Below are 25043 nucleotides of genomic sequence, written 5' to 3'. Positions count from 1 at the left end.
GTAAAACTATATTTCTATCTGGTGAAAATTAATCCTTGCATCTGTGGCAAATCAAATTTAAGGTTGAAAAATATTTAGATTAAATCTTTCCGAAAAATCTAAAATCATTTGGTAACCAGCAACCGAATTTCCGTGACTGTCTAAAGGCGCACTAAAAACGCCAATTCCCATTTTACCCGGAACACTAACGGTAATTCCGCCGCCAACACCTGATTTACTTGGTAAGCCAATTCTACGAGCATATTCGCCACTAAACTCATACATGCCTGCAACAAGCATTTGTGATTGAATTAATTTAGATAAATTGGCATTTTTGTAAGTAGCATCACCATCAAACCGAACGCATTCATTAGCAAAAAAGTAACCAATTTTCGCCAAATCTTCTGCTGTAACTTCTATAGAACATTGTTTAAAATAATTGTCTAATTGATCTTCAGTTCCCATAATAAGTCCGCTGTTTTTCATAATATGAAACATACCACGGTTGCGGTGTCCAGTTTCTTTTTCAGACAAATAAACAGCTTCGTTATAGTTAATGTTGTTGTTTTTGGTAATAAATCGCACCATTTTTAAAACCTTTTGGAAAGCAGTTTCACCTTCACCTTTAATCATTGATACCGTTAAAATGGCTCCGGCATTCATCATCGGGTTTAATGGTTTACCGGTAATTTCTAAATTTCCAAAATGATTAAAAGGTTTATCAGATCCAAAATACCCCATGTTTTTAAAAACAGCTTCTTCACCATTTTCCTGAACAGCCACCATCAATGCAATAATTTTAGAAATACTCTGCATGGTAAATTTCTTATCAGTATCGCCCACATTAATGACTTTTCCTTGAGCATCAACCACAGAAAAAGCAATCGCATCGGCACTCATTTTTCCTAATTCGGGAATATAATCGGCAACTTTTCCTTGTGCAGCGAAATGTTTGTTTTGGTTTAAAATATCCTGTAAAACTTTTTCGGTCAATTGTGGTGTGGTCGTTGTTTTAGCAGATTTTTTTTGTGCGTATAACGATGTTGAAAAACAACTTATGTTTACTGTAACAAACAGCACAACCAGTTTTATAAATAGCGATTTTTGCATGGTGGAAATTTAGATATAATCAAAGATAAAAGATTATTTTTGCCAAACACAAAAAAACAATATGAGTATTGATAAAAGTAAAATCAGAAAATTATCTGACAAAGAACTTTTATGTTATTTAAAGGAAGATAATAAGTTTGTTGGTGATGCATGCGAAATTGCGTTTGATATCTTAATAAAAGAACGTAATCATAATTTTTCGGAAGCTGAAATAATTAGGATTAAACACATGATTATCAATAAAAGAAGTACAGACTTTTTAAAAGATAATGATTTAGATAACAATATTGTAATAGATACTAAGGAAAATGAACAATATGTAAAAATGTACTCAAAAACGAATATTATAGTTTTAGGAGCAATTTTAAGTCCTTTGGTTTGTTTTTATATGCTTTTTGAGAACTTAAGAACAGGAATTAAGTTAGAAAAAGGTGCTCTTATAAAAATAGTATTAGTTCTTGTGGGTGCTTTTTTATTGCTTTTAATTTTTGATCAGATAATTTTAGTATTAGTTTATCTTGTGTTAGTTAGTCTTGTTGATTTAGGATCAGTTTTCGGATTCGATATTTTGCAACTTATTATCAGAATAATATTTACTTATTTCACAATTAAGTTTACAGTTGATTATTTATGGAAAAATTATATCGGTGAAACTAAGTATCGATCAAAAGATATTACTTTACCATTAATTGTTGCCCTATTGTTAGCAATATTTTTAGGTATTCTTCTACCGTTTTTATTGTCTGCAGGTAATTTGTAAAGTTTTTATACATTTTTCGTACTTTTGAAATCAAAATAAAACAAACAATGTTACAATTAACTCAAGAAATTAAAGGAAATGCTTTTGTTTACGTTGTAAACGCGCAAACTACTTTAAATAATCAAACACCTGATTACGTTAGCGAGGCTTTTAAAACCTTTCAATCAGCAGAAACTAAAGAAGATTTTATAAAAATAGGCAGTCAGTTTTACTTTTTTGTAAAAGAAAACAGCGATTTGGAAAAAATGCGTGTTGCTGGTTTTAATATCCGACAAAAATTAGATAAAAAGGCAAGCGACATAACCATCATCGGATCTGATGAAACTACTTTAGCGTTGGCAGAAGGTTTTGCTTTATCGAACTATCAGTTTTTAAAATACTTTAAAGATGCCGACGAGCGCGAATACACTTTAGAAAATATTTTTATGTTGGGCGAAATTTCTGCCGAAGAAATCAACCGAATCAATAACGTAATAAAAGCCGTTTTCTGGGCGCGCGATATGGTGAATGAACCAAATTCGTTCTTAACAGCAAATCAGCTGGCAAAAGAAATTCAGGAAATTGGAGATGAAGCTCATTTTCATGTTGAAGTTTTTCGTAAATCAGAAATCGAAGCCTTAAAAATGGGCGGATTATTGGCTGTAAATAAAGGTTCTATTCAACCGCCTACATTTACGGTAATGGAGTACAAACCTGCGAATCCGATTAACGAAAAACCAATTGTTTTGGTTGGGAAAGGTGTGGTTTATGATACCGGCGGATTATCGCTTAAACCAACACCGAACTCCATGGATTTAATGAAATCGGATATGGGTGGTGCAGCAATGATGGCAGGAACGGTTTACGCAGCGGCATTAAACAAATTGAATATTCATATTATAGGATTGATCCCAGCTACAGACAATCGTCCGGGTGGCGATGCGTATGCGCCGGGCGATATTGTTACTATGATGGACGGAACTACGGTTGAGGTTTTAAATACCGATGCCGAAGGACGTATGATTTTGGCTGACGCTATTAGTTATGCAACTAAATACAATCCGGAATTAATTATAAATTCTGCAACGTTAACAGGTGCGGCTTTAATTGCTGCGGGTACGCGCGCTGCCTGTTTAATGAGTAATGCAGCCAATGAGGTGAACACTGCGTTGTTAAATGCTGGAGAAAAAGTGTACGAACGTATGGTGCATTTGCCTTTGTGGGATGATTATAAAGAACAGTTAAAATCGAGCTGTGCCGATCTTAAAAATATTGGCGGACGCATGGCTGGAACCATTACTGCCGGGAAATTTTTAGAGCATTTCGCTAAAGCTCCGTTTGTGCATATAGATATCGCCGGACCTGCTTTTACCGAAGCTCCTGAAAATTATAAAGGTTTAGGTGGAACAGGAACAGGAATTCGCACACTGCATGAATTCTTTGTGAATTATAAAAAGTAAATAATTATACAGCAAAGTTATCAAATTGAATTTGTCGGTTCGTTAGTTTAAGCTTGCCGAGAACTTATAATTTATATTTGATCTAAAATTTACTATAATTTCAAAATCCGTTATCGTTTGGTAACGGATTTTTCATTTCGCTAAACCCAAGTAAACCCAGATAACATCTATATAAAAGACTGTGAAATCGTGGGGTGCTACAATAACCGTACCCCAATGTGGGGATTCACTTCTACAATTTAATTTTAAATTTTCTTAAAATTTAACTTAATTTAGTCTAAATGCCCGCTGGCACAATACTTGAAAAGTTTTTCACACAAAAACCATAGATGTTTGTTTATTTTAATCTAACCAATAAAAGATCGAACATTTTTTCTTAAAGTAAAGTATATGCCTACACCAATTCAGCAATTTAAAAGCCAACCATTTTCTGAGCCTATAAACAAAGATCAAAAATGTACACTTTCTGTAGTTCGAAACGATATTTCAAAACAAAAAGCAGATCGATCTAAATTTCTAGATCAACTTTCATTAAACTCCCTTAAAAATAAAGATTATCTAGTAATAGGCGCCACCCTTTTTTTAATGGTGCTATCGGTAGCTGCGTTCATAAATTTTCAGCCCGATATGGAAAAGCTACACTTTGAACGTATGAGTACGTGGTGGGGAGCATCTATCAATTACATTGCCTTAACCTTGTTGGTTTTGCAATTAAGCTTTTTAACGTATTTAATTGTTCTGTACATAAAATACAAACCTGTAAAAGCGGTAAGTAACGATAAATTGCCTACTTGTACGGTAATTGTACCGGCTTATAACGAAGGAAAACTGGTTTATGAAACCTTATTGAGTTTAGCAGACAGTGATTTTCCGGCAGAAAAATTACAGATTTTATCGATTGATGACGGAAGTAAAGACGATACCTGGCAATGGATGTTGAAGGCAAAAGCCAAATTGGGCGACCGATTGACGATTTATCAGCAACCGCAAAATATGGGTAAACGCCATGCGCTTTATCGCGGTTTTAACGAAGGAACGGGCGATGTTTTTGTCACGGTAGATAGCGATTCAATCGTTAAAGAAGATACGCTACGTAACTTGGTAAGCCCGTTTGCAGAAAATGAAAAATGTGGTGCCGTTGCAGGAAATGTTCGCGTTTTAAACAAAGAAAAAGGTTTAATACCAAAAATGTTAAACGTAAGTTTTGTTTTTAGTTTTGAATTTGTTAGATCTGCACAAAGTGCCATTGGATCAGTTTTATGCACACCAGGTGCTTTGGCAGCTTACAGAAAAGATGCGGTAATGAATTGTTTAGAAGATTGGATGAACCAAACTTTTCAAGGAAAACCAAGTGATATAGGCGAAGATCGTGCAATGACCAACATGATTTTAAAACAAGGCTTACACGTACTTTTCCAGAAAAACGCGTATGTATATACCAATATTCCCGAAAAATATAAAAGTCTGTATAAAATGTTTGTCCGTTGGGAACGAAGCAATGTGCGTGAAAATATTATGATGAGTAAGTTTGCTTTTACAAAATTTAGAGAAGAATCAACAGCAGGTTCACGTATTTTATTAAGCATGCAGTGGATTAAGGTAATTATGGCTTATCCGTTACTATTATTGCTAATGTTTTTTGTAGTTACGCATCCTGTATTGTTTGTATGTTCAAGTTTAGCTGGAATCTTTGTGTTCTCGAGCATTCAAATGTTTTTCTACGCAAAAAAATACAATATAGCCGAAGCATTTTTGGCATACACTTATAGCGTATTCTATTTGTTTACTTTGTTTTGGATTACACCTTACGCAATAATAACCGCAGGTCGCAGTGGTTGGTTAACCCGCGATTTACCTGCAGCCGCATAAATACAATTAAACTAACTATATTTTTAGAATCGGTATGCTTCAATGAGCATATCGATTTTTTTTTATTTAATTAAATAAAAAATGTTATTTTTAATAAAAACTATGTTGATTATGAGAACAAATTGTGTTTTAATCATGATTACTTTTTTAAGTTTAATATCTTGTGATAAAGATGAAAATTTAAATGAGTATATTTTTGAATTTGATGAACCTACTTTTCGGCAAGAAAAAACAGCGTGGGAGAATGCAAATTATCAAAACTATTCTTATACTTTTTCTCGTGAATCCTCATCATTTGGGTATGAAGAAAATAATATAACTGTTATAAATGGTATAGCAGTAGGTGATAATGAAGATATGGATGCTTATACTATTTCAGAAATTTATAATAATTGTGAAAACATAGCAAACTCTTATTTATCAGGCAGTATGAACAATGGAGCACCATTTCATATATCTTATTATTTTAAGTATAATAAAGAGTATCATATACCAACCCGAATATCTTTTACACAGTATAATATGCCGCCAGGAGGAGGAGGTCATTCCTCGGAAATATCAAATTTTAAAGTTATAGAATAAAAATATTCGGTATGTTATTACAGCATATCGATTTTTTTATATCACAAAGTAAAGTTTTCTTTACAAATTGAAAAGTTTGTTTATATTTGTAACAAATAAACTTAACTATATATCTATGAATATAAATATTTTATTTCCAGCAAAAGTAAGGAAGTTTGCTTTCTGTATTTTACTAATAATATTTACTTTTATTATTATTGCAGGTCAATTAAATCTATTAGCTAATGACCCACAAACAAAACTACTTGTTAAAAGTATTTTAATGTCTTTAATATGTTTGTCTCTGTTCTTTATTCAATTTTCAAAGTATAAAGACGATGACGAAATGATGCTAGAAATTCGTTTAAGATTAGTAATGAATGCATTATTATTTGGAACTTTATATTTAATTGTTTCTCCGATTTTGGAATTTTTTGTTTTTGATGATGAAATTCAAGAAATTAAAGCAGGACAAATAATTATGGTTTTACTATTTTATCAAATATTAATGTTTCAAATGAAGCGCTATTCACTTAAAAAAGAATTATCAGAAGAATAATACAATATGAAGAATTACATTAAAATAGAACGTGCACGACACAATTTAACGCAAGGAGATTTGGCGGAAAAAGTCGGAGTTTCACGTCAGACAATTAATTCTATCGAAACAAAAAAATACATTCCTTCGGCGGTTTTGGCATTAAAAATTGCCAAGATTTTCAATATGCCTTTAGACATTCTTTTTGAATTAGAAGAGCATGATTAAAACAAAAAAACCGGAAGTTTATAGCTTCCGGTTTTTACATTAATTGATTGTTGTGAAATTTATAACAAAAGGATTTATTCACTTTTCGTGAGTTCGAGCCCGTCGAGAACTTCTCGATACACTTCACTCCGTTTTCGTTAGTCGAAGCGACGGTTTGTCAACAGAATAAAGTCGAATTTATTTTGATATAACTCTAGATAATCAATTAATTTAATTTCTTGTAGTTGTAATGTTCTTTTAATGGACCATCAATTTCGTTACCTTCGGTATCCAAACCAACCAATCCGTTTTCAACAATTTTTAGCTTTATATTAATGTCTTTTCCTTTTAAATGCACCACCGATCCGTTGCTATGCCACATAATATCTCCTGAATCTTTTGCGGTATAATCTTTATCTAAATATTCTGCTACATAATTAAAAGTTCCGTTATCAATTAAAGTAATTGTAGTTTTAATTCCAGTACAATCTGCACAAGGCAAGGTTGCCTCGTAGCTTCCATTCCAATCTAAAGAATTTTGCGAATTATGCTCGTCATTAATATTTGCAAGTGTATCGCTAGCAATAATTTCAGTGTTGTCTGCACTTATAGTGGTCTCGGATTCTTTTTTATTACAAGAAATAATTAAACCCAAAACAAAAAGTGTGAAGATACTTTTTTTCATAACTTATAAATTTATAATTGTGTAAAGAATGATTCAATAAAAATGCCAAAGCTTAAACCTGCATAAATAAAGGCTTTTTGCAAATAAAGTTTGAATGAACTTATACATTTTGAGTATGATATACACAAAATACGGCTAATTATTGTTGTTTTTAGCCAGATCAATCAGTTTGTGAATGGTGTTTAAATTTCTGCCCGTTGCGGTTACTTTTAGTTTTTTCTCGAAGAAATTATTGCTCAATTTAGAATTACTCATACCGTTTGGTAAGTAAAAATACAGCACTTTATCAATTACCTTAAACTGATCGTTTTCAAATGAAATCTTTTCCAAATCAGCCAATAAACCAGCAGCAGGCTCTTCTTTTAAAAAGGTAAAAAACAATTTATTTGGTTCAATATTTTCTTTAAACGGATTGTTTTGTAAAGCGATTTCCATTTCCTGAAGATCCAAACAAAAGACCGTAATTTGCAGTTGAAAATGATCGTAAATAAGTTGTTGAACCTTCGTTTCTATTTCATGTTTTTCTAAATTAGAACTTAAAACAATATTTCCGCTTTGTATATAAGTTGTTACGTTTTTAAAGTTGTTATCAATTAAAACATCTTTTAAAATTGCCATTTTAATAATGTTTTTACCCGAAACATTTACACCGCGTAAAAGAACTAAATAAGTTTTCATTGTTTATATTTTTTTGGCTGCGTAATCGCTTTCGTTACCTAAACGATCAATAGCTTTTAAAGCAACGGTATTGCAGTTTTTTCCGTTTTTAGAACGTGCAATATTTTTAGTCAGCTGGTTTTTCGGAAGGATCTCAATTTGCCATTCGTTATCGTAACGCATGTACAAAATCCACTGAAAGACATCGTTCAATTTACTGCTTGACCAATCGATTTTTATAGAAGAATTGTCATTATTAACCGTTAAATTCGGCATAGCAATTTTATTTATTTTCATCCACGGACTCAATGGTATCAACGCTTTTTCTTTATATGGACCATTTTTTAGTGCGGGAATCATTTCGCTGTTGTTAGTTAAACCTGCCACACTGTAATGGATCGCGCCCACGCTATTTTTACTTAAAACGCTGGAAGTAATTTTTATCTGATTTACAATTTCAGTCGATCTGTTGGCTGCTTTTACTTCAACCGTATTCAAACCAGGCCATAAATGTCGGTTCATGGTGTTTTCATCTTGCCACCATTCCAACAAATCCTGAAAATTCTGACGTTGAGAATTGATCGGCCAGTATAATTGAGGTGAAAAATAATCAACCCAGCCTTTGTTCAACCATAATTTAGCATCGGCATAAAGCTCATCATATTGCGATGAGCCCACAACACCTGATGGATAGCCCGATTTCCAGATTCCAAACGGACTAATACCAAATTTAACGTACGGTTTTTCTTGTTTGATTTCTTTGTTGATACGTTCAATGAATTTATTAACATGATCTCTACGCCAATCGGCTCTTGATAATGATCCATCGGCATTTTTGTAAGTGTTCCATGAAGCAGTATCAGGAAAATCGGCACCACCGTTATAGGATGCATACGGATAAAAATAATCATCGAAATGAACCGCATCAATATCATAGCGCGATACAATATCTTTCACCACATTTGAAACGTGATCTTGTGTTTTTATGCTTGCCGGATCAAACCAATACATACCGTTTTTAAGTCTTACGATATTACTTGGCGATTTTTTAACCATTGATTCACTACTAACCGATCCACCGCTTAAATGATGTGCACGATAAGGATTCAGCCAAACATGTAGTTCCATGCCGCGTTTGTGGGCTTCTTCGATCCAAAATTCCAACGGATCGTAATAAGGTGAAGGACTTTTGCCTGTTTCACCGGTTAAATAGTACGACCAAGGTTCGTAATTACTTTTGTACAAAGCATCGGCAGACGGACGAACTTGAAAAACAACGGCGTTAAAATTGGCGTCTTGTAATAAATCAAGCAATTGTATTGCTTCTCTTTTTTGTTCTTCTGTAGAAAGGTTTTTCTTGCTTGGCCAGTTGATATTGGCAACGGTAGCAATCCACGCCGCCCGAAACTCGCGTTTAACTTCGGGTAAATTTATTTTAAAATCGTTAGCTGTGGTTGGTTTTGTAGGTTCTAAAGGTTGTGAAGGTGCTTTGGTTTCTATTGCTACTTCAGATTTTTTTACAACCGTAACTTTTGTAGGTTTTTGCTGCTGCTGTACCGCACACGATATTAAAGATAAAGAGGCTAGTGCTATAAAAGCCAAGTATTTATTTACTTTCAGTTTCATACAAATATAATAATGCACAAAAATAATAAGATAAATGAGTACCTGGCTATTTTTTAAGATATTCTGCTGTTAATTTAAACAGGTATTTTTTAATTTTTGTGTTTTATTTAACAGCATGTTAAATTTTTTAATATATTTACTATCTAACTTTATTAAAAAATAATTATTTATGACAAAATTTACCAAAATTTTGTGGGGGGGGGGTAATTGCCTTAAGCCTTACAGCGTGTACAACCGACAGCGTTTTTAACGACATGGAGCAACAAGATGATGGCTCGCAAACAGCTAATTCTAGCACCGATGGTTCGGGCGGTACGACTACTTTTTCTGACACAGGTGCTGATGGTTACCAATCTTTTTGGGATATAGCAGAACGTAGGGAGATGTTTTACCACTATAAAAATCATACCGGTGATAACGGCAACCCAGCCATGCTACATTTTAAAATAACACCTTATGTAGGCTTGGCGTATTATGACGGCACTCCTGATGGAAAATATGATGATCAAGGTAATACAATAGAAGATTTTAATACAGTTTCTCCTGGTATGTATCCTAATATATATGACCCTACGGGTAACGAAATTGGCAATTTTGTGCCAGCACGCCCTTTTACTTTAACCGGTGCGGGAATTCCAACCTATTGGGGAACGGTAAGGTTAGAGGTTTTTTCAGCTGATCATTGCCACGTTATAGCTACCAATGCCCAAACCAATTTGTACAATCCCAATGGTGTTTTCTTTGATATTTCTACACCACTGACACCACTTTACCAACCAAGCACACCACAGGAAGAGGATTTGCTGTCAAAATACGGGAAAGTGTTTTTCTATTATTGGGAAGCTTTAGACCAAACAACATTAGCAGTGGTGCGTAGCGGATACATTATGGCTGAATGCGATACCAATGTTGCGGCATATTGGACAAATACTCCGTATACCGCTAATTTACCCGCAGGTGGTGTTGCCAATTTATATTACAATACGGGCAACCCATCGTATGAAATTGTTTTAGAAGGTGGTACTTATCCTAGTGTGGAATCGTTTACATACACAGTAGGTGGACAAACTTATACATACACAGTAGAACTGAAAACATTTTTAGGCGGAACCAATGATCCGGTTTCCGAACTTAAATTAACGTACAATTAAAATCTTGCTATGAAAAAGTTAATTACCACTATTTTGTGCTTGTTTTTTTTAGGGTCTGGTACAACTTTAAAAGCACAGGCTTTATTTGAAGAAGATTTTAACAATTATCCCGCTGGGCATTTAATAAACAATTATACCAGCACCACACCCCAACAAGGGGGATGGTACTCTGGTATAACACCTCCCGTGCTTGGTAGTGCAATGGTTACACCAGAGGCGGGTAAAGGTAATGTGCTAATTATAACATCTAATGGTGTTTCTACTGTTGGGGGACTTACTTTTAGTCAAGATTATGGTATTATAGATGTTTTATGGAACAACCGCACGGTTGGTAATAATATTTTAAAGTTTGAGTACGAATTCTATGGAACTGATAATTTTGTTGTAGGAGGTAGTGTTTTAAGTCAAGGGCCTTCATTAATAAATATAGCTTTTCAATCTACTCAAAAACGTATTGTGGCAAATTATTGGAATTCAATTTCAAATAAAAATATCATTTTAAAAAATTATAACACAGACCCTTATCCTTTTAATAATTGGATTAAAGTAGAAATGTTTATAGATTACAATACTAAAAATGTGTATTTTTATATACCAACATTAAACCTTCAAAAAGCAGATACTTTTGCCCATAACAGAATGCCTGAAAATGTATATTTTAGCGCAGGTAGTCTAAATTCATCATCAGTTGTTAAATTAGATAACATTAAAATTTCTGCATTGCAAACATTGCCTTCGTATATATTAAGTACCAACGAAAAGTTGGCAGCAAAATTTAATTTGTACCCAAACCCAGCAACCAATGTGATTAATATTACCAACAGCGAAAATATGGTTGTTCAACAAGTAACAATTTACGATGTTGTAGGTAAACAATTAAACACGCAAAATTTCAATGAAGAAACCCAAATACACCTAAGCGTAGAAAACTTGGCAAGCGGTACGTATATGCTGCATTTGCGAACCAATGAAGGCATAGCGGTTAAAAAGCTGGTTAAGAAATAAATTAAAAAAAGCAAAAAACCTGTAAATTAATTTACAGGTTTTTTGCTTTTTTTAATATTGGTTTACTGCTTTTCTAAAACAGCTTTTAAATTAGCGGTTCCTTGTTGAAAATCTTTGTTCATATCGTAAAAAAGCCCCATTAGGTTAAACGGATAAGGCATTTCGCCATCAACCACCCAACGAACTTTGGTTTCGTTTGCGCTAACTTCTTCTGTAGTAAAAAACGATTTTGCCGGTTCGGTGCTGTCCATTAAAAACAAATCGATATCAACGCGTTTGTTTTCTTCAATGTTTGTGATTACCTGTGAACCATTTCCAACTTTTTCACTTGTCCAGCTGTATTTAAAACCTTCTGTTCCATCGGTTCCTTCTAAAGTTGTTTTAATATTGGGATCAGCATCAAACCAAACTCCAAAATTCTCCTGATTTTTAATGTGTTTTACATAATTAAAAACTTCTGCATTGGGTTTGTTAATTACTACAGATCCTTCTGCATGAAATGTTTTAGGTAGAACAGCGGCAGCAATTAATAATAAAGCTATTATTCCTAAAACGGTAAAAAGTGCGTATTTTAAAAATTTCATAGTATAAATTTTAATAGTTACTCCATTTTTTTATTTCCTTCAAAATGAATCATCCAATAAATACCGAACTGATCTTGAAACGATGCATATAATTCTGCCCAAAACTGCTCGCCCAATTCCATTTCCATTTTCATGGCGTTTTCACTTAAAGCCGCATATAAGTCTTTAGCTTCTTTGGCTGTATCAGTATCCAACATAACATAAGTGCTATTGCCTAAGGTTAATTTATGCCCGAAGTTTTCTAAACAGTCCGATCCCATAATCATGGTACTATCGTTAACCATTATAGCAGTATGCATAATTTTTTTCTTGTCTTCTTCGTTTATTGGAAAGTTAGGATCGGCAGGCATATCTCCGAAACGGTACATACCAATATTTTTAGATTTGAATACTTTTTCGTAAAAAAGAAATGCTTCTTCGCAATTTCCGTTAAAGTTTAAGTAAGCATGAATTTTTGCCATGATTTTAGTTTTTAGAGTTAATTTATTCAAAGTTAAAACACCAATAAGCAAATGAACTTGTCTTATGGCAAGTTTGTTTATTTTTTTAAGAGCGATTCGTATGTGTTTATATACTCTTCTGCAGATATTTTTTGAATTAATTCTGTAATAAGATCAAACGGAATATCGTCTGGTTTCTTAAAGCGAATACAACTTTTACCCATATCTAACTTGCGTTTGCTCTGCTTTGGATACTCGTTTACAAACCAATCATGCACTTGCGGCATCATATAAATACCCATGTGATATAAGGCGATATGACTTTTTTGTGATGCAATGTTTATAAAAGGCAAAGGCAGTTCTGGCGTACAGTGATAACCTGCCGGATAAATACTTTTAGGTACTACAAAACCAATGTTGTCATAAATAAATTGTTCTTCGAATCCTTTAGGAAGATTCATTTTAATGGTTTCATATTAAACGCCAATTGTCTTTCTATAGTTACTTGTGCAAGGTATTCTTTTATAGTTGTGGGCTTTTCCATTTTTTAATTAAATTGATGCTTTTTATTCAATTCGAACTTATAAAAAATTAACGGTATTTTTACAATATTTTTATTTAAAGTTTAGAGTCAGTTGTCATAATTTTTATAATTTCAATAAAAATGATTCGCTTTGGAAAACATACAACATTTACGTAACTTTTTTTATACAGGAAAAACACTAAGTCTAGAACATAGAAAAGCTTGTTTACAACAGTTTCAGCATTTGCTAGATAACCATAAAGGTGAAATTATAGAAGCTTTAAAAGCCGATTTTAATAAACCTGAGTTTGAAACCCTAATTACCGAAATTGTGATGCTACAAAAAGAATTGAATTTCTTTAAAAAGCACTTAAAAAGTTGGGTGAAACCTAAAACGGTGTTTCCAAGCATATTAAATTTTCCATCAAAAGAAACAATTGCGTATCAACCTTACGGAGTTGTTTTAATTATTTCACCTTGGAACTATCCTTTATTGTTGTCTTTGCAACCTGTACTTGCAGCTTTGGCAGCCGGGAATTGCGTAGTTTTAAAACCATCAGAACTTACACCACATACCAGTAATTTAATTTTTAAACTAATTAACCAATACTTTAGTGGTGATTTTATACAAGTAATTCAAGGTGGTGTGGAAGAAACAACCGAACTTTTACATCATAAATTTGATAAGATTTTTTTCACAGGAAGTACTTCGGTAGGAAAAATCGTACATCAGGCAGCAGCTAAAACTTTAACACCAGTTGTTCTAGAATTAGGCGGAAAATCGCCTTGTATTGTTACGCCAAGCACTAATATTCCGCTAGCAGCAAAACGCATTGCTTTTGGTAAATTTGTAAATGCCGGACAAACCTGTATTGCGCCCGATTTTATATTCATCCATTCAAAAGTAGAAAAACAGTTTATTGCCGAAATGAAAAAAGTCGTGGAAACATTTTATGGAGAAGAGCCCGAAGCATCGTCATACTTTGCACGAATTATCAACGAAAAACATTTTCACCGAATAAAAAACTATATTTTAAGCGGTAATGTTTTAATTGGCGGACAAACCAATTCTAAAAAACGATATATTTCACCAACACTGATTAAAATTAATGATTTGAATGATGAGGTCATGCAAAATGAAATATTTGGTCCTGTGTTACCTATTGTAAATTACAACCACCTAAACGAAATTATTGCCTATAATCATGAAAACGATAAACCGTTGGCTTTTTATGTTTTTGGTGATGATACTACCGAAATTCAAACACTATTAAATCACTGTAAATACGGTGGCGCGTGTGTTAACGACTGTTTATCGCACATTGTAAATGGCAGAGTACCATTTGGAGGAATAGATGCAAGCGGTTTTGGAAATTATCATGGTAAATTCAGCCTTAAAGCTTTTTCGCAAACCAAAGCAATTGTGTATCGAAAAACGTGGTACGACAATGAATTAAAATATCCACCATACACTCAAAGCAAATTTAAGTTATTAAAAAGATTCTTTAAATTTCTGTAATCATCATATAAAAAGGCATAAAATTGTAAATTTGCAGTAAATACATTTTTATGGAATTATATTACACGTTTTCAGTTTTAATAGTACTTGCCTCGATTTTTGCCTATTTGAATGTTCGTTTTTTAAAATTACCTGGTACCATAGGTATCATGATTATTGCCATGCTAGTTTCGGTAGCAATTCGTTTGTTGGGCGATCAATATTTTCCCGATACCACTAAAGAGTTTTTTGAACTAATTCGCGCGTTCGATTTTACCGAAATTCTAATGGGGGCCATGTTAAATTTTTTACTGTTTGCTGGTGCATTACATATTAATATATCTGATTTACGCGAACATAAATGGCCCATATTAACGTATGCGTCTGTAAGTGTAGTTTTGTCTGCTTTAATAATTGCAGGTTTGTTTTATATGGTTGCTCCAATGTTAGGTTTGCAAATTCCTTTTATATATTGTTTGCTGTTTGGAACATTAATTTCGCCAACCGATCCTATTGTTGTTTTAGGAATTTTGAAGGAAGCGAAGGTTCCAAAAATGATCGAAACAAAAATTACAGGCGAATCACTTTTTAACGATGGTGTTGCCGTAGTAATGTTTGCTGTTGTATTAAAAATGGCAACCGATGTTAATTTTGATGCTACCTTTGGATCAATCTCAAAACTGTTTTTACTGGAAGCCGGTGGAGGAATTTTATTGGGAGCTCTGTTAGGATTTACCGCAAGCAACGTTATGAAAAAGATCGATGATTATAAAGTATCGGTTCTTATTACGTTATCAATTGTAATGGGCGGATTTTTAATTGCGAAACAACTGCATTTTTCATCGCCACTTGCCATGGTTATAGCCGGATTAATTATCGGGAATTTTGGAAAAACCGCTGCAATGAGCGAAACCACACGCGATTATTTAAGCAAATTCTGGGAATTAATCGATGAGATTTTAAATGCCATTTTATTCCTTTTCATTGGATTTGAATTATTAATGTTACCCGATTTACAGGAACAATTACTGTTAGGTGTTATTGCAATTTTCATTTGTTTATTGGCACGAACATTGGCTATTTTTATTCCTGCATCGACTATTTTAAGAAAAAACACTTATTCTAAAGGATCGTTAACAACCATGGTTTGGGGCGGAATTCGTGGCGGAGTTTCTATTGCATTGGTTATGAGTATACCTAATTCGGTTGGCGATATAAAAGATGTTTTGTTAGAAGTTACCTATATCGTAGTTCTGTTCTCCATTGTTGTACAAGGATTAACTGTTGGTAAAGTTGCTAAAAAAGTTTTAAAAGAAGATGAACCTTCTGATGTTAAAGAAGCATCATAAAAATAAAACAGGCTGTCTAAAAAGTATTCAACGTTGTCATTCCGAACTTGTTTCGGACTCTCATTATATTGATTTTCAAATATTAATGAGAAGCTGAAATAAATTCAGTTTGACAATCGCAGACTTTTAGGACAGCCTCTTTTTATTTATATCAATCCTGCACGTTTTAGCAGTGCATTAGGCGATGGTTCTTGTCCGCGGAATTTTTTATAGAGCGTCATTGGGTGCTCTGTTCCACCTTGCGATAAAACAAAATCTTTAAACTTGGTTGCAATTTCTTTATTAAAAATACCGTGTTGTTTAAAATAGTCAAACGCATCGGCATCCAATACTTCTGCCCATTTATACGAATAGTAACCAGATGAATAACCGCCTGCAAAAATATGCGAAAAAGCAGTACTCATGGCGTTTTCTGCCACATCAGGATACAACTGAGTAGATTGGAATTTCTGATTTTCAAAATCTTTTAAACTACTAATGTCGTTAGGATTTTTTGTATGCCACGCCATATCTAACAAACCAAAACTCAACTGACGCAAAGTTGCCATTCCTTCTAAAAAGTTGGCACTTTCTTTTATTTTATCGATGTAAATTTGTGGAATCGTTTCACCAGTTTGGTAATGTTTGGCAAACAATGCCAATGTTTCAGGTTCGTACACCCAGTTTTCCATAATCTGACTTGGAAGTTCTACAAAATCCCAATAAACCGATGTTCCTGATAATGATGGATAGGTGGTATTTGCTAACATGCCGTGCAATGCGTGGCCAAATTCGTGAAACAAGGTGGTTACTTCGTTAAAAGTTAATAGCGATGGTTTAGATGAGGTAGGAGGCGTGAAGTTGCAAACAATAGAAATATGCGGGCGTTCGTTTACACCATTTTTGATCCATTGTGATTTAAATGATGTCATCCACGCACCGTTTCGCTTGCCTTTTCTTGGGAAAAAATCTGAATAAAAAATAGCAACTAAATTTCTTGATTCATTAGTCACTTCAAAAGTTTGCACATCTTCGTGGTATTTGTCAATGTTGTGAACTTCGGTAAATGTAAGTCCGTATAATTTGTTAGCCACTTCAAAAGCACCGTTCAATACATTTTCTAATTGAAAATACGGTTTCAGTACTTCATCGTCTAAATTAAAGCGTTCTTGTTTCAATTTTTCGCTGTAATAACTGCCGTCCCATTTTTGTAATTGATCAATTTTATCAAGCTTTTTAGCGTAATCTGTCAATTCATGAAATTCTTTTTCGGCAGCCGGTTTAGCTTTCTCTAATAATTCATTAAGAAAATTAAAAACGCTCTCCGGATTTTGTGCCATGCGTTCTTCCAACACAAAGTCAGCATGAGTTGCATAACCTAATAATTGTGCGCGTTCATTACGCAATTTTACAATTTTTAAAACATTTTCTTCGTTGTTGAAGTCATTATCCTGAAAACCTTTTTTACCGTTCGCAATCGCAATTTCCTTACGCAATTCTCGGTTTTTAGCATAGGTTACAAATGGCAGGTAACTTGGGTAATCTAACGTAAAGATCCAACCTTGCTTCTCTTGTTGTTCGGCAAGATTTTTAGCTGCTTCAATAACACCTTCAGGTAATCCTGCTAAATCTTTTTCGTTGGTAATATGTAACTGATAGGCGTTGGTTTCAGACAATATATTTTCGTTGAACTTTAGCGAAAGAATCGACAATTGCGCATCAATTTCACGGAGTTTGGTTTTTTGATCGTCGTTCAATAAAGCGCCATTGCGCACAAAACCTTTGTATGTTTTGTCTAACAAGGTTTTTTGTTCGGTTGTTAAAGTCGATTGGTCTACAGTGTCATGTACAGCTTTTACCCGAGCGAATAAATCAGGATTTAGCGAAATATCATTTCCAAAAGCCGATAATTTGGGTGCTACATTTTGAGCGATTTTTTGTAATTCGTCGTTGGTTTCTGCCGAATTCAAGTTAAAAAAGATATTCGAAATACGGTCTAACTGCATACCCGAAAAAGCTATGGCTTCAATGGTGTTTTTAAAATCGGCAGCATCTTTATTTTCTGTAATCTGTTGAATTTCCTCTTTACCATCGGCAATCGCTTGATCAAATGCTGGTTCGTAATATTGTGTATTGATTTTAGAGAACGGTGCCGTATCAAAATCAGTTAATAATATATTGTTCATGATTCCTTTAAAAATTAAAGTTTTAAAATTAAGGATTATAACGTTAATGAAGTATTAAAGCTAAATGAAAATTCCTTACATTCGATTTTAAATTCCGTTTATGAAAAATAGTTTACTTTTTGTTTCGTTAATTATAGTTGTATTTAATTGTTATTCCACTTTTGCACAACCACAAAACAAATACGACCTTGAATTAAATCAATTTGAAAAAGAATTAGAGTATAAAAAAATTACACCAACTTATAGAATTCAGGTTGAAAGTGATATGGTCCGTTTTGAAGATTTTATTATAAGTTTTTCTGAGTTGGATGATTCCTTAAAAATATATATAAATAAAGATACGTTGAATGTTTATAAATTGATTACTCAAAATATAGTTGAAGATGAAAAACAACAAGTAGATTATGCGAATTCTCCTTTGGAAATTAATTATTATAAAGAGTTGAATATTCTAATGTTTTTAGTTCATTTTTATCCGTGTACGGGTCTTGGTTGTGGTGTGAACTACCAAGTAATGTATCACACAAAAACAAAAAAGTCATTTGCTTTTGGAAGATTTAGAACAGGTTTTGATATGGAACTGTACAATTATAATGATGATAAGCCGTATTACTTATCAAAATCTTTTAATGGGAGAAATATAGAAGGAATCGACACCATTCGATATGAACTATTTCCTATTGATTTTTCACTACAAGAACTACACCCCTTAAAAGAAATCTTTGCTGAAATAGTTACAGATGAAAATGAAAATGAAACGATTTCCTTCCAAAAACAATGGATTAAATAAAGAGGCTGTTCTATAAGTTCATTCTGAATATTGGTTCTCGATACATTTTCTGTTTCATTTCATTACACAAAAAACACTCGAACTGACGTTTTAAACCTTGTAGCAACTAAAAAGAGGTTGTCCTGAAAGTCTCTGATTGTCAAGTTGTTCCGATAGTTATCGGAATTATTTTCAGCTTCTCATTAACATTTAAAAATCAATACAATGAGATTCCGAAACAAGTTCGGAATGACAACGTTGAACACTTTTAAGACAGCCTCTTCTTGTTATTTCAAACCTTCAGCCGCTTTTAAAACAGCTTCTTTTAAACCTAATTTGTAATCGGTCATTTTTTGTAGCAACTCTGCATTTTGACTAGCTAAAATTTGAACTGCCAACAAACCTGCATTTTTCGCTCCGTTTAAAGCTACGGTTGCCACAGGAACACCGCCGGGCATTTGCAGGATTGATAAAACAGAATCCCAACCATCAATAGAATTGCTCGATTTTACCGGAACACCAATCACTGGCAATGGACTCATACTTGCAACCATTCCTGGTAAATGTGCGGCTCCACCTGCACCAGCAATAATTACGTTAATTCCGTTTTTATGTGCGTTGGTAGAAAAATCGACTAATTTTTCTGGTGTTCTGTGTGCAGAAACAATATCAACATGTGTTTCTACGCCAAATTCTTTTAATATATCTATGGCATCTTGCATTACCGGCATATCAGAAATGCTGCCCATTACTACTGCTACTTTCATTTTTTGTTTATATATTTTTTAATTAAGAGATGTAATCAAATTCAGTATCTTTTTCATCTCTTCTTGTATCCCAAACAGATAAAATTATTAATTCGGTTGTGGTAAATGCGTAAAAAATCAAATAATCTCGTACAATGGTTATCCTTATAGAATTGTCTTTTGTAATTCTGCCAATTTCAGGATGTGTACAGAGAAGTTTAATTGTTTCGGAAAATAATTTATTAAGTTTTTTTGAATAAGGTTTTGATTTGGTTTTATTGAACCAATAATTCAATATTTCTATTCTTTCCAAGTGAGCCGATTTTGTCCAAACTATTCTTCTTTTAACCATTGGTCAATTTCATTATCAGCTTCTTCATTCGTAATATAATCGCCGTTTTTATATTCCTTTCTTGCTTCTGCAACTCGATTTTCTTGATCTGTAGATAATTCATACAAATTTTCTTCTAGTTCAAAATCTAAAAGTTTTTTAATTTCCTTAATTACCCGAACTTCTTTTAATTCGGTAATTCTGCTGATTATATCAAGCTTTAGTTGTAATTCTGAAGTACTCATTGGAAGAAATTTACATTAAAGTTAATAAAAAGATTCTAATCTCACTACTTAATACCACAGTCTTAATACTATTTAGCAATCACTCTAATCGTTTCCTTAACCTCTTGTGCCACTTTGCGCGCTTCGGTCATATCTGCATTAACAATGCTAACGTGACCCATTTTTCGGAACGGACGTGTTTCTCGTTTTCCGTAAATGTGTGGAGTAACACCATCAATCGCCATAATTTTTTCAATGTTTTCATACACCACTTGTCCTGAATAACCTTCTTCGCCTACTAAATTCACCATAATTCCGGCAACTTTGCTGTCGGTATTTCCTAAAGGTAAATCTAAAATAGCACGAATGTGTTGTTCAAATTGTGAAGTATAACTCGCTTCGATAGAATAATGACCAGAATTATGCGGGCGCGGAGCTACTTCGTTTACTAAAATTTCGTCATCGGCAGTTTGAAACATTTCCACAGCCAATAAACCCACATGATTAAAACTTTCGGAAACTTTCAAAGCAATTTCGCGTGCATTATTAGCAACAGTTTCATCAATCCTCGCTGGACAAATCACGTATTCTACCTGATTGGCTTCTGGGTGAAATTCCATTTCTACCACCGGATACGTTTTAATTTCGCCCGATGCAGAACGAGCTACAATCACCGCTAATTCGTTTTTAAACGGAATCATGGTTTCGGCAATACATTCGGTTTCAGGTAAATTTTCCAAATCAGTAATCTGACGAACCACTTTTACACCGTTTCCGTCGTAACCGCCTTCGGTAGTTTTCCAAACAAACGGAAGTTCAACCAAACCATTTTCAGCATCAATTCTTAAAGATTGTAAAGTTTTGTAACGTTTGTAAGGCGCGGTTGGAATATTGTTTTGAGTATAAAAATCTTTTTGATTGCCTTTGTTGGAAATTAATCGCAACGTTTTTGGCGACGGATATACTTTTTTACCTTCGTTTTCCAAGGTTTCTAAAGCTTCCAGATTTACGTTTTCAATTTCAATGGTTAAAACATCTACCTGATTTCCTAAATTCATCACGGTATCGTAATCGTTCAACGAGCCTTGAAAAAATTGTGTAGCGCCAAACTGGCAAGGTGCTTCGGCACTTGGATCAACTACATATGTTTGAATATCGAACTTTCGGGTTTCGGTCAGCATCATTTTACCTAATTGTCCGCCACCTAAAATTCCCAATTTAAAATCTGATGAAAAATAGTTCATTGTTGTTTGTTTATTTTTTCTTGTAAAATTTGTAATAGCTTTTCAGGGTTTTGTCTGTTATCCCAAAAAACAGTGATAATTATTTTTTCAGTAGTTATTTGATAGAAGATACTAAACTGACCTAAAGAAACTGTTCGTGTTTTTTCAAAATCGGTAAGTTTACCTATATAAGGCGATTCTGAAAGTTGTATCGTTCTTTTGGTTATAACTTTAAGAAGTTTTTTGGAGTAAATGTTTGATTTGTTTCGCTGAACCCAATATTTTAAAATTTCTTCTAATTGTATATTGGCTGTTTTCGTCCAGATTATAGCTCGTTCAGCCATTCAAGATTTCTTTTAATCATTTCTTCTTGCGAAATCAATTTACCATTTTTAATATCTTCTTCACTCATCTCCAGTATTATTTTCTGTTCAGATGTAATTTCAATAATGTTCGAAACAGATGAGGTTGTGGCAATCAATTGATCTAGCGCCTGCAAAAGCTCTTTGTTTTTAATTGCAAGTATTTTGTCAATTAATCCACTACGTATGTCAGAAATTGTTGCCATTTTTATTCATTCAATTAAATCAAATTTACGGAAAAATATAAATTTAATAATGTTTTAAACCACAAAGATACTGTTTTTACATTTTAATGAAAATAAATGTTACTAATGGAAAACGCTTTTTCTACAAAGTAATATGCTTCAATTTTTAGCTATATATTATAAACAAATTGCTTTAAACAACAAAAAACAGTATAATTAACATTATTTTAAATAAAATGCTATGAAAAAACAAGTGCTATTTGTTGCAACGTTTTTATTTGCCACGCAACTAACCACTGCGCAAGTATTGTACAGCGAAAATTTTGACAATTTAACTTTAGGCAACGTAGGTACCGATTTTACAGGTGCTACACCTGGGCAAGGTGGGTGGCATACTTATTCCCGAGCGGATAATGTTCCTTCTGATGCTGGAAACAATTATTTCAAAATTGTATCGGAGCCCAATAAAGGAAAAGTTTTACAAACAAGTGCTTTACCAAGTTTTGGTGCAAATTATTTACTAAAAAGTGGAATTGATAATTTATGGAATAATAGAAATCAGGGAAATAATGTTTTAAAAGTAACCTACGACTTTTTTACTGGACCTAATTTATCTATTTCAGGACCGAATTACAGTTTTTATATATTGAAAACCAATAGTTTTCACAATTTATCAGGTGATTACCTTGGAGTATTAACATATGTACCCATGAATGGAAGTATGAATTTAGGACCAAATCCTTTTAACTTACCACACAGTCAATTTCCTAAATTAAAACCTAATACTTGGTATACTTTAACTTTTTATATTGACTACACCAACCAAAAAGTTTATTTTTCTATTCCTTCTTTAGGCTTTAACGTAGTACACACCAGTCAAAATCAAATTCCCGTTACATTATCAGTTGTACTTCAACACAGTACTTTAACAGTAATGGCATCTGATTATAAATATGATAATATAATTGTTTCTGCTGTTAGCACGGTACCTACTGCAAGTGTGGATAATGTTCTATCATCAAAATTCAACATCTACCCTAATCCGGTCACCAATATGCTTACTGTAACCAACAGTGAGAATATTACTATAAAAGAATTAACAGTTTATGATGTTAATGGTAAAACAATAAAAGAGCAAAAAGGTAGCTTTGAAAAAGAACATACGCTAAATGTAGACAATCTTTCTGCAGGTACTTATTTATTACATATTAAAACCGAAAGTGGTACTGCAGTAAAAAGTTTTATTAAAAAATAGATTCTAACTACGGTAATAATGGGTTTACGATTTTTGCTTATGTAAAAGTTTCAATATTTTTCTTCCTCGACTTAAAAAAGATGGCTCTTGTAATAGCAAATTTTGTTCAATAAGTGCAATTAATTGTTCTTTTATCCAATCTTCTTGATCGACCAAAAAATACAAAACATGAATAGCATTTACCCGAGTAGCCACTGCCGATGGTAGAATAATCCAATCGAACATGGTGTGAACAATCTGTTGTTTTTGTTCTTTGCTGTAAAGGTTTTTATTGTTTTTTAACTGATGGAAAATGGTACGTGATACACAGCGTTTGGTAGATTCGTGGGTTTCATTCAACGCTTTTTCCAGATACAGATCCAAATAATCGTTCAAATAATCAATATGGCGTTCAACTAACATATCCAATGTATGATACAGCACAATTTTCTGTTTTTCATCAACAAAATAAATCACTTCAATAAAAGCGTCGGCTAAAATTTTTTGCTCTAAAATATGATTCATAGCAAGCGTTCGACTTGGTGTGCTTAAGTTGTAATTATGTGTTGAGAAATAATCAATTAGATCCATGAAAAATTATTAAAGAGAAAATTTAAGCTAAAAGTAAAATTTATTTTGTAAAACTGCGAATAAACTTTATTTAAAGTAGGGGTATTCGTATATTTGCACGGTTAAAAATAATATGGAAATTCAAATCTTAGATAAAACCTTTGTACCCTACCTTTCGGCATTAGAAATTGATGTGGAAGTACAGCGTATGGCAAAAGATTTATTGAATGATTATAAAAACGAAGTTCCTGTTTTTTTAGTGGTTTTAAACGGTGCGTTTATTTTTGCTGCCGATTTAATGAAATATTACACCAGTGCTGCCGAAATTTCATTTATAAAAATGGCATCGTACAACGGTACAGAAACTACAGGGAATGTAACCGAACTTTTAGGTTTGGATATTGATCTTACCAATAAACACGTTGTTATTGTAGAAGATATCGTTGATACCGGCAACACCATTGCGGCACTGTACAATTTAGTAAACAGATTCAAGATAAAGAGCATAAATACGGCCACTTTGTTTTTTAAACCCGAAGCTTACAAACAAACTATTGATATTAAACACACCGGTTTTAGTATCGAAAACAAGTTTATTGTAGGTTATGGATTGGATTACAACAAACAAGGTAGAAATTTAGGCGAAGTTTATCAAATAAAATAACATACAAAAATGATTGCAATAGTTTTATTCGGAAAGCCGGGTGCAGGTAAAGGTACACAGGCAGAGTTTTTAAAAGAAAAATACAATTTAACGCACATCTCTACAGGCGATGTTTTTCGTTTTAATATTAAAAACGAAACCGAATTAGGTAAAAAAGCACAAGAATTTATCAATAAAGGAGAATTGGTTCCCGATTCAATTACGATTGATATGCTTAAAAATGAGGTTGAAAAAAATATGGATAAAGCAGGCTTTTTGTTTGACGGATTTCCAAGAACCATAGCTCAAGCCGAAGCCTTAGATACTTTTTTACAATCTATTAATCTAAAAGTTACCGCTACGGTTGCTTTAGAAGCAGACGATGAAGTGTTGGTGCAACGTATTTTAGAACGTGGAAAAACATCGGGTAGAGCAGACGATCAAGACGAAACAAAAATTCGTACGCGTTACGAAGAATACAATGAGAAAACAGCTCCTTTGATTGAATATTATAAAAATCAAGACAAATATTACGCAGTAAACGGCATCGGTTCCATTGCAGAAATTACCGAACGTTTAAGCGAGGTGATCAGTCGTTTTTAATGTCAAA

The 25043-nt window shown here is 33.2% G+C and carries 29 protein-coding genes; 14 read left to right on the top strand and 15 right to left on the bottom strand.

Translation table 11 applies throughout. The annotated features are described in order from the left end of the window. Positions 1-57 precede the first annotated feature (57 nt). The gene (gene glsA, locus EG242_RS04210) at positions 58-1089 is read right to left on the bottom strand and encodes a glutaminase A (protein ID WP_124898657.1); all 1032 of its coding nucleotides are present in this window, start codon (positions 1087-1089) and stop codon (positions 58-60) included. Between the two features lie 61 nt (positions 1090-1150). Between glsA and EG242_RS04205 the strand changes: the two genes are divergently transcribed. From EG242_RS04205 to EG242_RS04180, 6 genes are all read left to right on the top strand, one after another. After that, positions 1151-1849 (top strand): hypothetical protein, encoded by a 699-nt coding sequence (locus EG242_RS04205; RefSeq protein WP_124898656.1) that lies wholly within the window; start codon positions 1151-1153, stop codon positions 1847-1849. Positions 1850-1896: 47 nt separating this feature from the next. Then, complete coding sequence (locus EG242_RS04200) at positions 1897-3288, top strand: leucyl aminopeptidase family protein (RefSeq protein WP_124898655.1); 1392 nt, start codon at positions 1897-1899, stop codon at positions 3286-3288. A 390-nt stretch (positions 3289-3678) separates the two neighbouring features. Further along, a complete protein-coding gene (locus EG242_RS04195; protein WP_203227678.1) occupies positions 3679-5157 on the top strand; it encodes a glycosyltransferase in 1479 nt (492 codons plus the stop codon). 111 nt (positions 5158-5268) lie between these two features. Continuing rightward, entirely contained in the window at positions 5269-5739 is a 471-nt protein-coding gene (locus EG242_RS04190) for a hypothetical protein (RefSeq protein WP_124898654.1), read from the top strand. Positions 5740-5854: 115 nt separating this feature from the next. Further along, the gene (locus tag EG242_RS04185) at positions 5855-6277 is read left to right on the top strand and encodes a hypothetical protein (protein ID WP_124898653.1); all 423 of its coding nucleotides are present in this window, start codon (positions 5855-5857) and stop codon (positions 6275-6277) included. 6 nt (positions 6278-6283) lie between these two features. Further along, on the top strand, positions 6284-6484 hold the full coding sequence (locus EG242_RS04180) for a helix-turn-helix transcriptional regulator (protein WP_124898652.1): 201 nt from the start codon (positions 6284-6286) through the stop codon (positions 6482-6484). A gap of 205 nt (positions 6485-6689) precedes the next feature. On the opposite strand, the gene EG242_RS04175 is transcribed toward EG242_RS04180, so the two are convergent. The 3 genes from EG242_RS04175 to EG242_RS04165 all read right to left on the bottom strand — a co-directional run bounded on the left by EG242_RS04175 (position 6690) and on the right by EG242_RS04165 (position 9431). Continuing rightward, on the bottom strand, positions 6690-7148 hold the full coding sequence (locus EG242_RS04175) for a copper resistance protein NlpE (protein WP_124898651.1): 459 nt from the start codon (positions 7146-7148) through the stop codon (positions 6690-6692). 135 nt (positions 7149-7283) lie between these two features. Further along, a complete protein-coding gene (locus tag EG242_RS04170) occupies positions 7284-7826 on the bottom strand; it encodes a DUF1697 domain-containing protein (protein ID WP_124898650.1) in 543 nt (180 codons plus the stop codon). 3 nt (positions 7827-7829) lie between these two features. Then, positions 7830-9431, bottom strand: a complete 1602-nt coding sequence (locus tag EG242_RS04165) for a glycoside hydrolase family 10 protein (RefSeq protein WP_124898649.1) — start codon at positions 9429-9431, stop codon at positions 7830-7832. 254 nt (positions 9432-9685) lie between these two features. Here EG242_RS04165 and EG242_RS04160 point away from each other — a divergent pair, with 254 nt between their 5' ends. Together EG242_RS04160 and EG242_RS04155 are read left to right on the top strand one after the other, a co-directional pair. Next, a complete protein-coding gene (locus EG242_RS04160) occupies positions 9686-10582 on the top strand; it encodes a hypothetical protein (RefSeq protein WP_124898648.1) in 897 nt (298 codons plus the stop codon). A 9-nt stretch (positions 10583-10591) separates the two neighbouring features. Next, positions 10592-11587 (top strand): T9SS type A sorting domain-containing protein, encoded by a 996-nt coding sequence (locus tag EG242_RS04155; protein WP_124898647.1) that lies wholly within the window; start codon positions 10592-10594, stop codon positions 11585-11587. Between the two features lie 62 nt (positions 11588-11649). Here the strand turns inward: EG242_RS04155 and EG242_RS04150 are convergent, their stop codons facing one another. The 3 genes from EG242_RS04150 to EG242_RS04140 all read right to left on the bottom strand — a co-directional run bounded on the left by EG242_RS04150 (position 11650) and on the right by EG242_RS04140 (position 13072). Then, the gene (locus EG242_RS04150) at positions 11650-12171 is read right to left on the bottom strand and encodes an SRPBCC family protein (protein ID WP_124898646.1); all 522 of its coding nucleotides are present in this window, start codon (positions 12169-12171) and stop codon (positions 11650-11652) included. A gap of 17 nt (positions 12172-12188) precedes the next feature. Continuing rightward, the gene (locus tag EG242_RS04145) at positions 12189-12632 is read right to left on the bottom strand and encodes a VOC family protein (RefSeq protein WP_124898645.1); all 444 of its coding nucleotides are present in this window, start codon (positions 12630-12632) and stop codon (positions 12189-12191) included. Between the two features lie 77 nt (positions 12633-12709). Beyond that, positions 12710-13072: a DUF1801 domain-containing protein gene (locus tag EG242_RS04140; RefSeq protein ID WP_124898644.1), complete on the bottom strand. Its 363-nt coding sequence runs from the start codon at positions 13070-13072 to the stop codon at positions 12710-12712. Between the two features lie 213 nt (positions 13073-13285). Between EG242_RS04140 and EG242_RS04135 the strand changes: the two genes are divergently transcribed. Together EG242_RS04135 and EG242_RS04130 are read left to right on the top strand one after the other, a co-directional pair. Next, positions 13286-14653, top strand: a complete 1368-nt coding sequence (locus EG242_RS04135; RefSeq protein ID WP_124898643.1) for an aldehyde dehydrogenase family protein — start codon at positions 13286-13288, stop codon at positions 14651-14653. Between the two features lie 50 nt (positions 14654-14703). Beyond that, positions 14704-15981: a cation:proton antiporter gene (locus tag EG242_RS04130; RefSeq protein WP_124898642.1), complete on the top strand. Its 1278-nt coding sequence runs from the start codon at positions 14704-14706 to the stop codon at positions 15979-15981. 146 nt (positions 15982-16127) lie between these two features. Here the strand turns inward: EG242_RS04130 and EG242_RS04125 are convergent, their stop codons facing one another. Further along, the gene (locus EG242_RS04125; protein ID WP_124898641.1) at positions 16128-18146 is read right to left on the bottom strand and encodes a M3 family metallopeptidase; all 2019 of its coding nucleotides are present in this window, start codon (positions 18144-18146) and stop codon (positions 16128-16130) included. A 100-nt stretch (positions 18147-18246) separates the two neighbouring features. Between EG242_RS04125 and EG242_RS04120 the strand changes: the two genes are divergently transcribed. Further along, a complete protein-coding gene (locus EG242_RS04120; RefSeq protein ID WP_124898640.1) occupies positions 18247-18936 on the top strand; it encodes a hypothetical protein in 690 nt (229 codons plus the stop codon). Positions 18937-19202: 266 nt separating this feature from the next. Here EG242_RS04120 and purE read toward each other — a convergent pair whose 3' ends face one another. From purE to EG242_RS04090, 6 genes are all read right to left on the bottom strand, one after another. Beyond that, entirely contained in the window at positions 19203-19682 is a 480-nt protein-coding gene (purE, locus tag EG242_RS04115) for a 5-(carboxyamino)imidazole ribonucleotide mutase (RefSeq protein ID WP_124898639.1), read from the bottom strand. 22 nt (positions 19683-19704) lie between these two features. Further along, the gene (locus EG242_RS04110; RefSeq protein WP_124898638.1) at positions 19705-20013 is read right to left on the bottom strand and encodes a type II toxin-antitoxin system RelE/ParE family toxin; all 309 of its coding nucleotides are present in this window, start codon (positions 20011-20013) and stop codon (positions 19705-19707) included. Then, entirely contained in the window at positions 19995-20237 is a 243-nt protein-coding gene (locus tag EG242_RS04105) for a hypothetical protein (protein WP_124898637.1), read from the bottom strand. The genes EG242_RS04110 and EG242_RS04105 overlap by 19 nt, the downstream gene beginning before the upstream one ends. 68 nt (positions 20238-20305) lie before the next feature. Next, positions 20306-21460: a 5-(carboxyamino)imidazole ribonucleotide synthase gene (locus tag EG242_RS04100; protein ID WP_124898636.1), complete on the bottom strand. Its 1155-nt coding sequence runs from the start codon at positions 21458-21460 to the stop codon at positions 20306-20308. Further along, a complete protein-coding gene (locus EG242_RS04095) occupies positions 21457-21783 on the bottom strand; it encodes a type II toxin-antitoxin system RelE/ParE family toxin (protein WP_124898635.1) in 327 nt (108 codons plus the stop codon). The genes EG242_RS04100 and EG242_RS04095 overlap by 4 nt, the downstream gene beginning before the upstream one ends. After that, positions 21765-22007, bottom strand: coding sequence for a hypothetical protein (locus EG242_RS04090; protein ID WP_124898634.1), 243 nt, complete (start codon positions 22005-22007; stop codon positions 21765-21767). Before EG242_RS04090 ends, EG242_RS04095 begins: the two co-directional genes overlap by 19 nt. A gap of 220 nt (positions 22008-22227) precedes the next feature. Between EG242_RS04090 and EG242_RS04085 the strand changes: the two genes are divergently transcribed. Next, entirely contained in the window at positions 22228-23241 is a 1014-nt protein-coding gene (locus EG242_RS04085) for a T9SS type A sorting domain-containing protein (RefSeq protein ID WP_124898633.1), read from the top strand. 24 nt (positions 23242-23265) lie between these two features. Here EG242_RS04085 and EG242_RS04080 read toward each other — a convergent pair whose 3' ends face one another. After that, positions 23266-23811: a hypothetical protein gene (locus EG242_RS04080; RefSeq protein WP_124898632.1), complete on the bottom strand. Its 546-nt coding sequence runs from the start codon at positions 23809-23811 to the stop codon at positions 23266-23268. 112 nt (positions 23812-23923) lie between these two features. On the opposite strand from EG242_RS04080, the gene EG242_RS15015 reads away from it, so the two are divergent. Continuing rightward, positions 23924-24454 carry a phosphoribosyltransferase gene (locus EG242_RS15015; protein ID WP_235831863.1) on the top strand — a complete coding sequence of 177 codons (531 nt, stop codon included), beginning with the start codon at positions 23924-23926 and terminating at the stop codon, positions 24452-24454. Positions 24455-24463: 9 nt separating this feature from the next. Then, positions 24464-25036, top strand: a complete 573-nt coding sequence (locus EG242_RS15010) for an adenylate kinase (RefSeq protein WP_235831862.1) — start codon at positions 24464-24466, stop codon at positions 25034-25036. Positions 25037-25043: the final 7 nt, after the last annotated feature.

The organism is Paenimyroides viscosum (assembly GCF_003858535.1).
Classification (GTDB): Bacteria; Bacteroidota; Bacteroidia; order Flavobacteriales; family Flavobacteriaceae; genus Flavobacterium; species Flavobacterium viscosum.
This window is presented reverse-complemented; position numbering and strand designations above follow the sequence as displayed.

Bases quoted from the DNA above. Each gene is read 5' to 3' on its own strand.
- EG242_RS15015 (WP_235831863.1), top strand. From the start codon at position 23,924: ATGGAAATTCAAATCTTAGATAAAACCTTTGTACCCTACCTTTCGGCA.
- EG242_RS04085 (WP_124898633.1), top strand. From the start codon at position 22,228: ATGAAAAAACAAGTGCTATTTGTTGCAACGTTTTTATTTGCCACGCAA.
- EG242_RS04175 (WP_124898651.1), bottom strand. From the start codon at position 7,148: ATGAAAAAAAGTATCTTCACACTTTTTGTTTTGGGTTTAATTATTTCT.
- EG242_RS04165 (WP_124898649.1), bottom strand. From the start codon at position 9,431: ATGAAACTGAAAGTAAATAAATACTTGGCTTTTATAGCACTAGCCTCT.
- EG242_RS04190 (WP_124898654.1), top strand. From the start codon at position 5,269: ATGAGAACAAATTGTGTTTTAATCATGATTACTTTTTTAAGTTTAATA.
- EG242_RS04180 (WP_124898652.1), top strand. From the start codon at position 6,284: ATGAAGAATTACATTAAAATAGAACGTGCACGACACAATTTAACGCAA.
- EG242_RS04200 (WP_124898655.1), top strand. From the start codon at position 1,897: ATGTTACAATTAACTCAAGAAATTAAAGGAAATGCTTTTGTTTACGTT.
- EG242_RS04100 (WP_124898636.1), bottom strand. From the start codon at position 21,460: ATGAACTATTTTTCATCAGATTTTAAATTGGGAATTTTAGGTGGCGGA.
- EG242_RS04090 (WP_124898634.1), bottom strand. From the start codon at position 22,007: ATGGCAACAATTTCTGACATACGTAGTGGATTAATTGACAAAATACTT.
- EG242_RS04170 (WP_124898650.1), bottom strand. From the start codon at position 7,826: ATGAAAACTTATTTAGTTCTTTTACGCGGTGTAAATGTTTCGGGTAAA.
- EG242_RS04150 (WP_124898646.1), bottom strand. From the start codon at position 12,171: ATGAAATTTTTAAAATACGCACTTTTTACCGTTTTAGGAATAATAGCT.
- EG242_RS04130 (WP_124898642.1), top strand. From the start codon at position 14,704: ATGGAATTATATTACACGTTTTCAGTTTTAATAGTACTTGCCTCGATT.
- EG242_RS04110 (WP_124898638.1), bottom strand. From the start codon at position 20,013: ATGGTTAAAAGAAGAATAGTTTGGACAAAATCGGCTCACTTGGAAAGA.
- EG242_RS04120 (WP_124898640.1), top strand. From the start codon at position 18,247: ATGAAAAATAGTTTACTTTTTGTTTCGTTAATTATAGTTGTATTTAAT.
- EG242_RS04205 (WP_124898656.1), top strand. From the start codon at position 1,151: ATGAGTATTGATAAAAGTAAAATCAGAAAATTATCTGACAAAGAACTT.
- EG242_RS04105 (WP_124898637.1), bottom strand. From the start codon at position 20,237: ATGAGTACTTCAGAATTACAACTAAAGCTTGATATAATCAGCAGAATT.
- EG242_RS04140 (WP_124898644.1), bottom strand. From the start codon at position 13,072: ATGAATCTTCCTAAAGGATTCGAAGAACAATTTATTTATGACAACATT.
- EG242_RS04125 (WP_124898641.1), bottom strand. From the start codon at position 18,146: ATGAACAATATATTATTAACTGATTTTGATACGGCACCGTTCTCTAAA.
- EG242_RS04080 (WP_124898632.1), bottom strand. From the start codon at position 23,811: ATGGATCTAATTGATTATTTCTCAACACATAATTACAACTTAAGCACA.
- EG242_RS04155 (WP_124898647.1), top strand. From the start codon at position 10,592: ATGAAAAAGTTAATTACCACTATTTTGTGCTTGTTTTTTTTAGGGTCT.
- EG242_RS04195 (WP_203227678.1), top strand. From the start codon at position 3,679: ATGCCTACACCAATTCAGCAATTTAAAAGCCAACCATTTTCTGAGCCT.
- glsA (WP_124898657.1), bottom strand. From the start codon at position 1,089: ATGCAAAAATCGCTATTTATAAAACTGGTTGTGCTGTTTGTTACAGTA.
- purE (WP_124898639.1), bottom strand. From the start codon at position 19,682: ATGAAAGTAGCAGTAGTAATGGGCAGCATTTCTGATATGCCGGTAATG.
- EG242_RS04160 (WP_124898648.1), top strand. From the start codon at position 9,686: ATGGAGCAACAAGATGATGGCTCGCAAACAGCTAATTCTAGCACCGAT.
- EG242_RS15010 (WP_235831862.1), top strand. From the start codon at position 24,464: ATGATTGCAATAGTTTTATTCGGAAAGCCGGGTGCAGGTAAAGGTACA.
- EG242_RS04185 (WP_124898653.1), top strand. From the start codon at position 5,855: ATGAATATAAATATTTTATTTCCAGCAAAAGTAAGGAAGTTTGCTTTC.
- EG242_RS04145 (WP_124898645.1), bottom strand. From the start codon at position 12,632: ATGGCAAAAATTCATGCTTACTTAAACTTTAACGGAAATTGCGAAGAA.
- EG242_RS04095 (WP_124898635.1), bottom strand. From the start codon at position 21,783: ATGGCTGAACGAGCTATAATCTGGACGAAAACAGCCAATATACAATTA.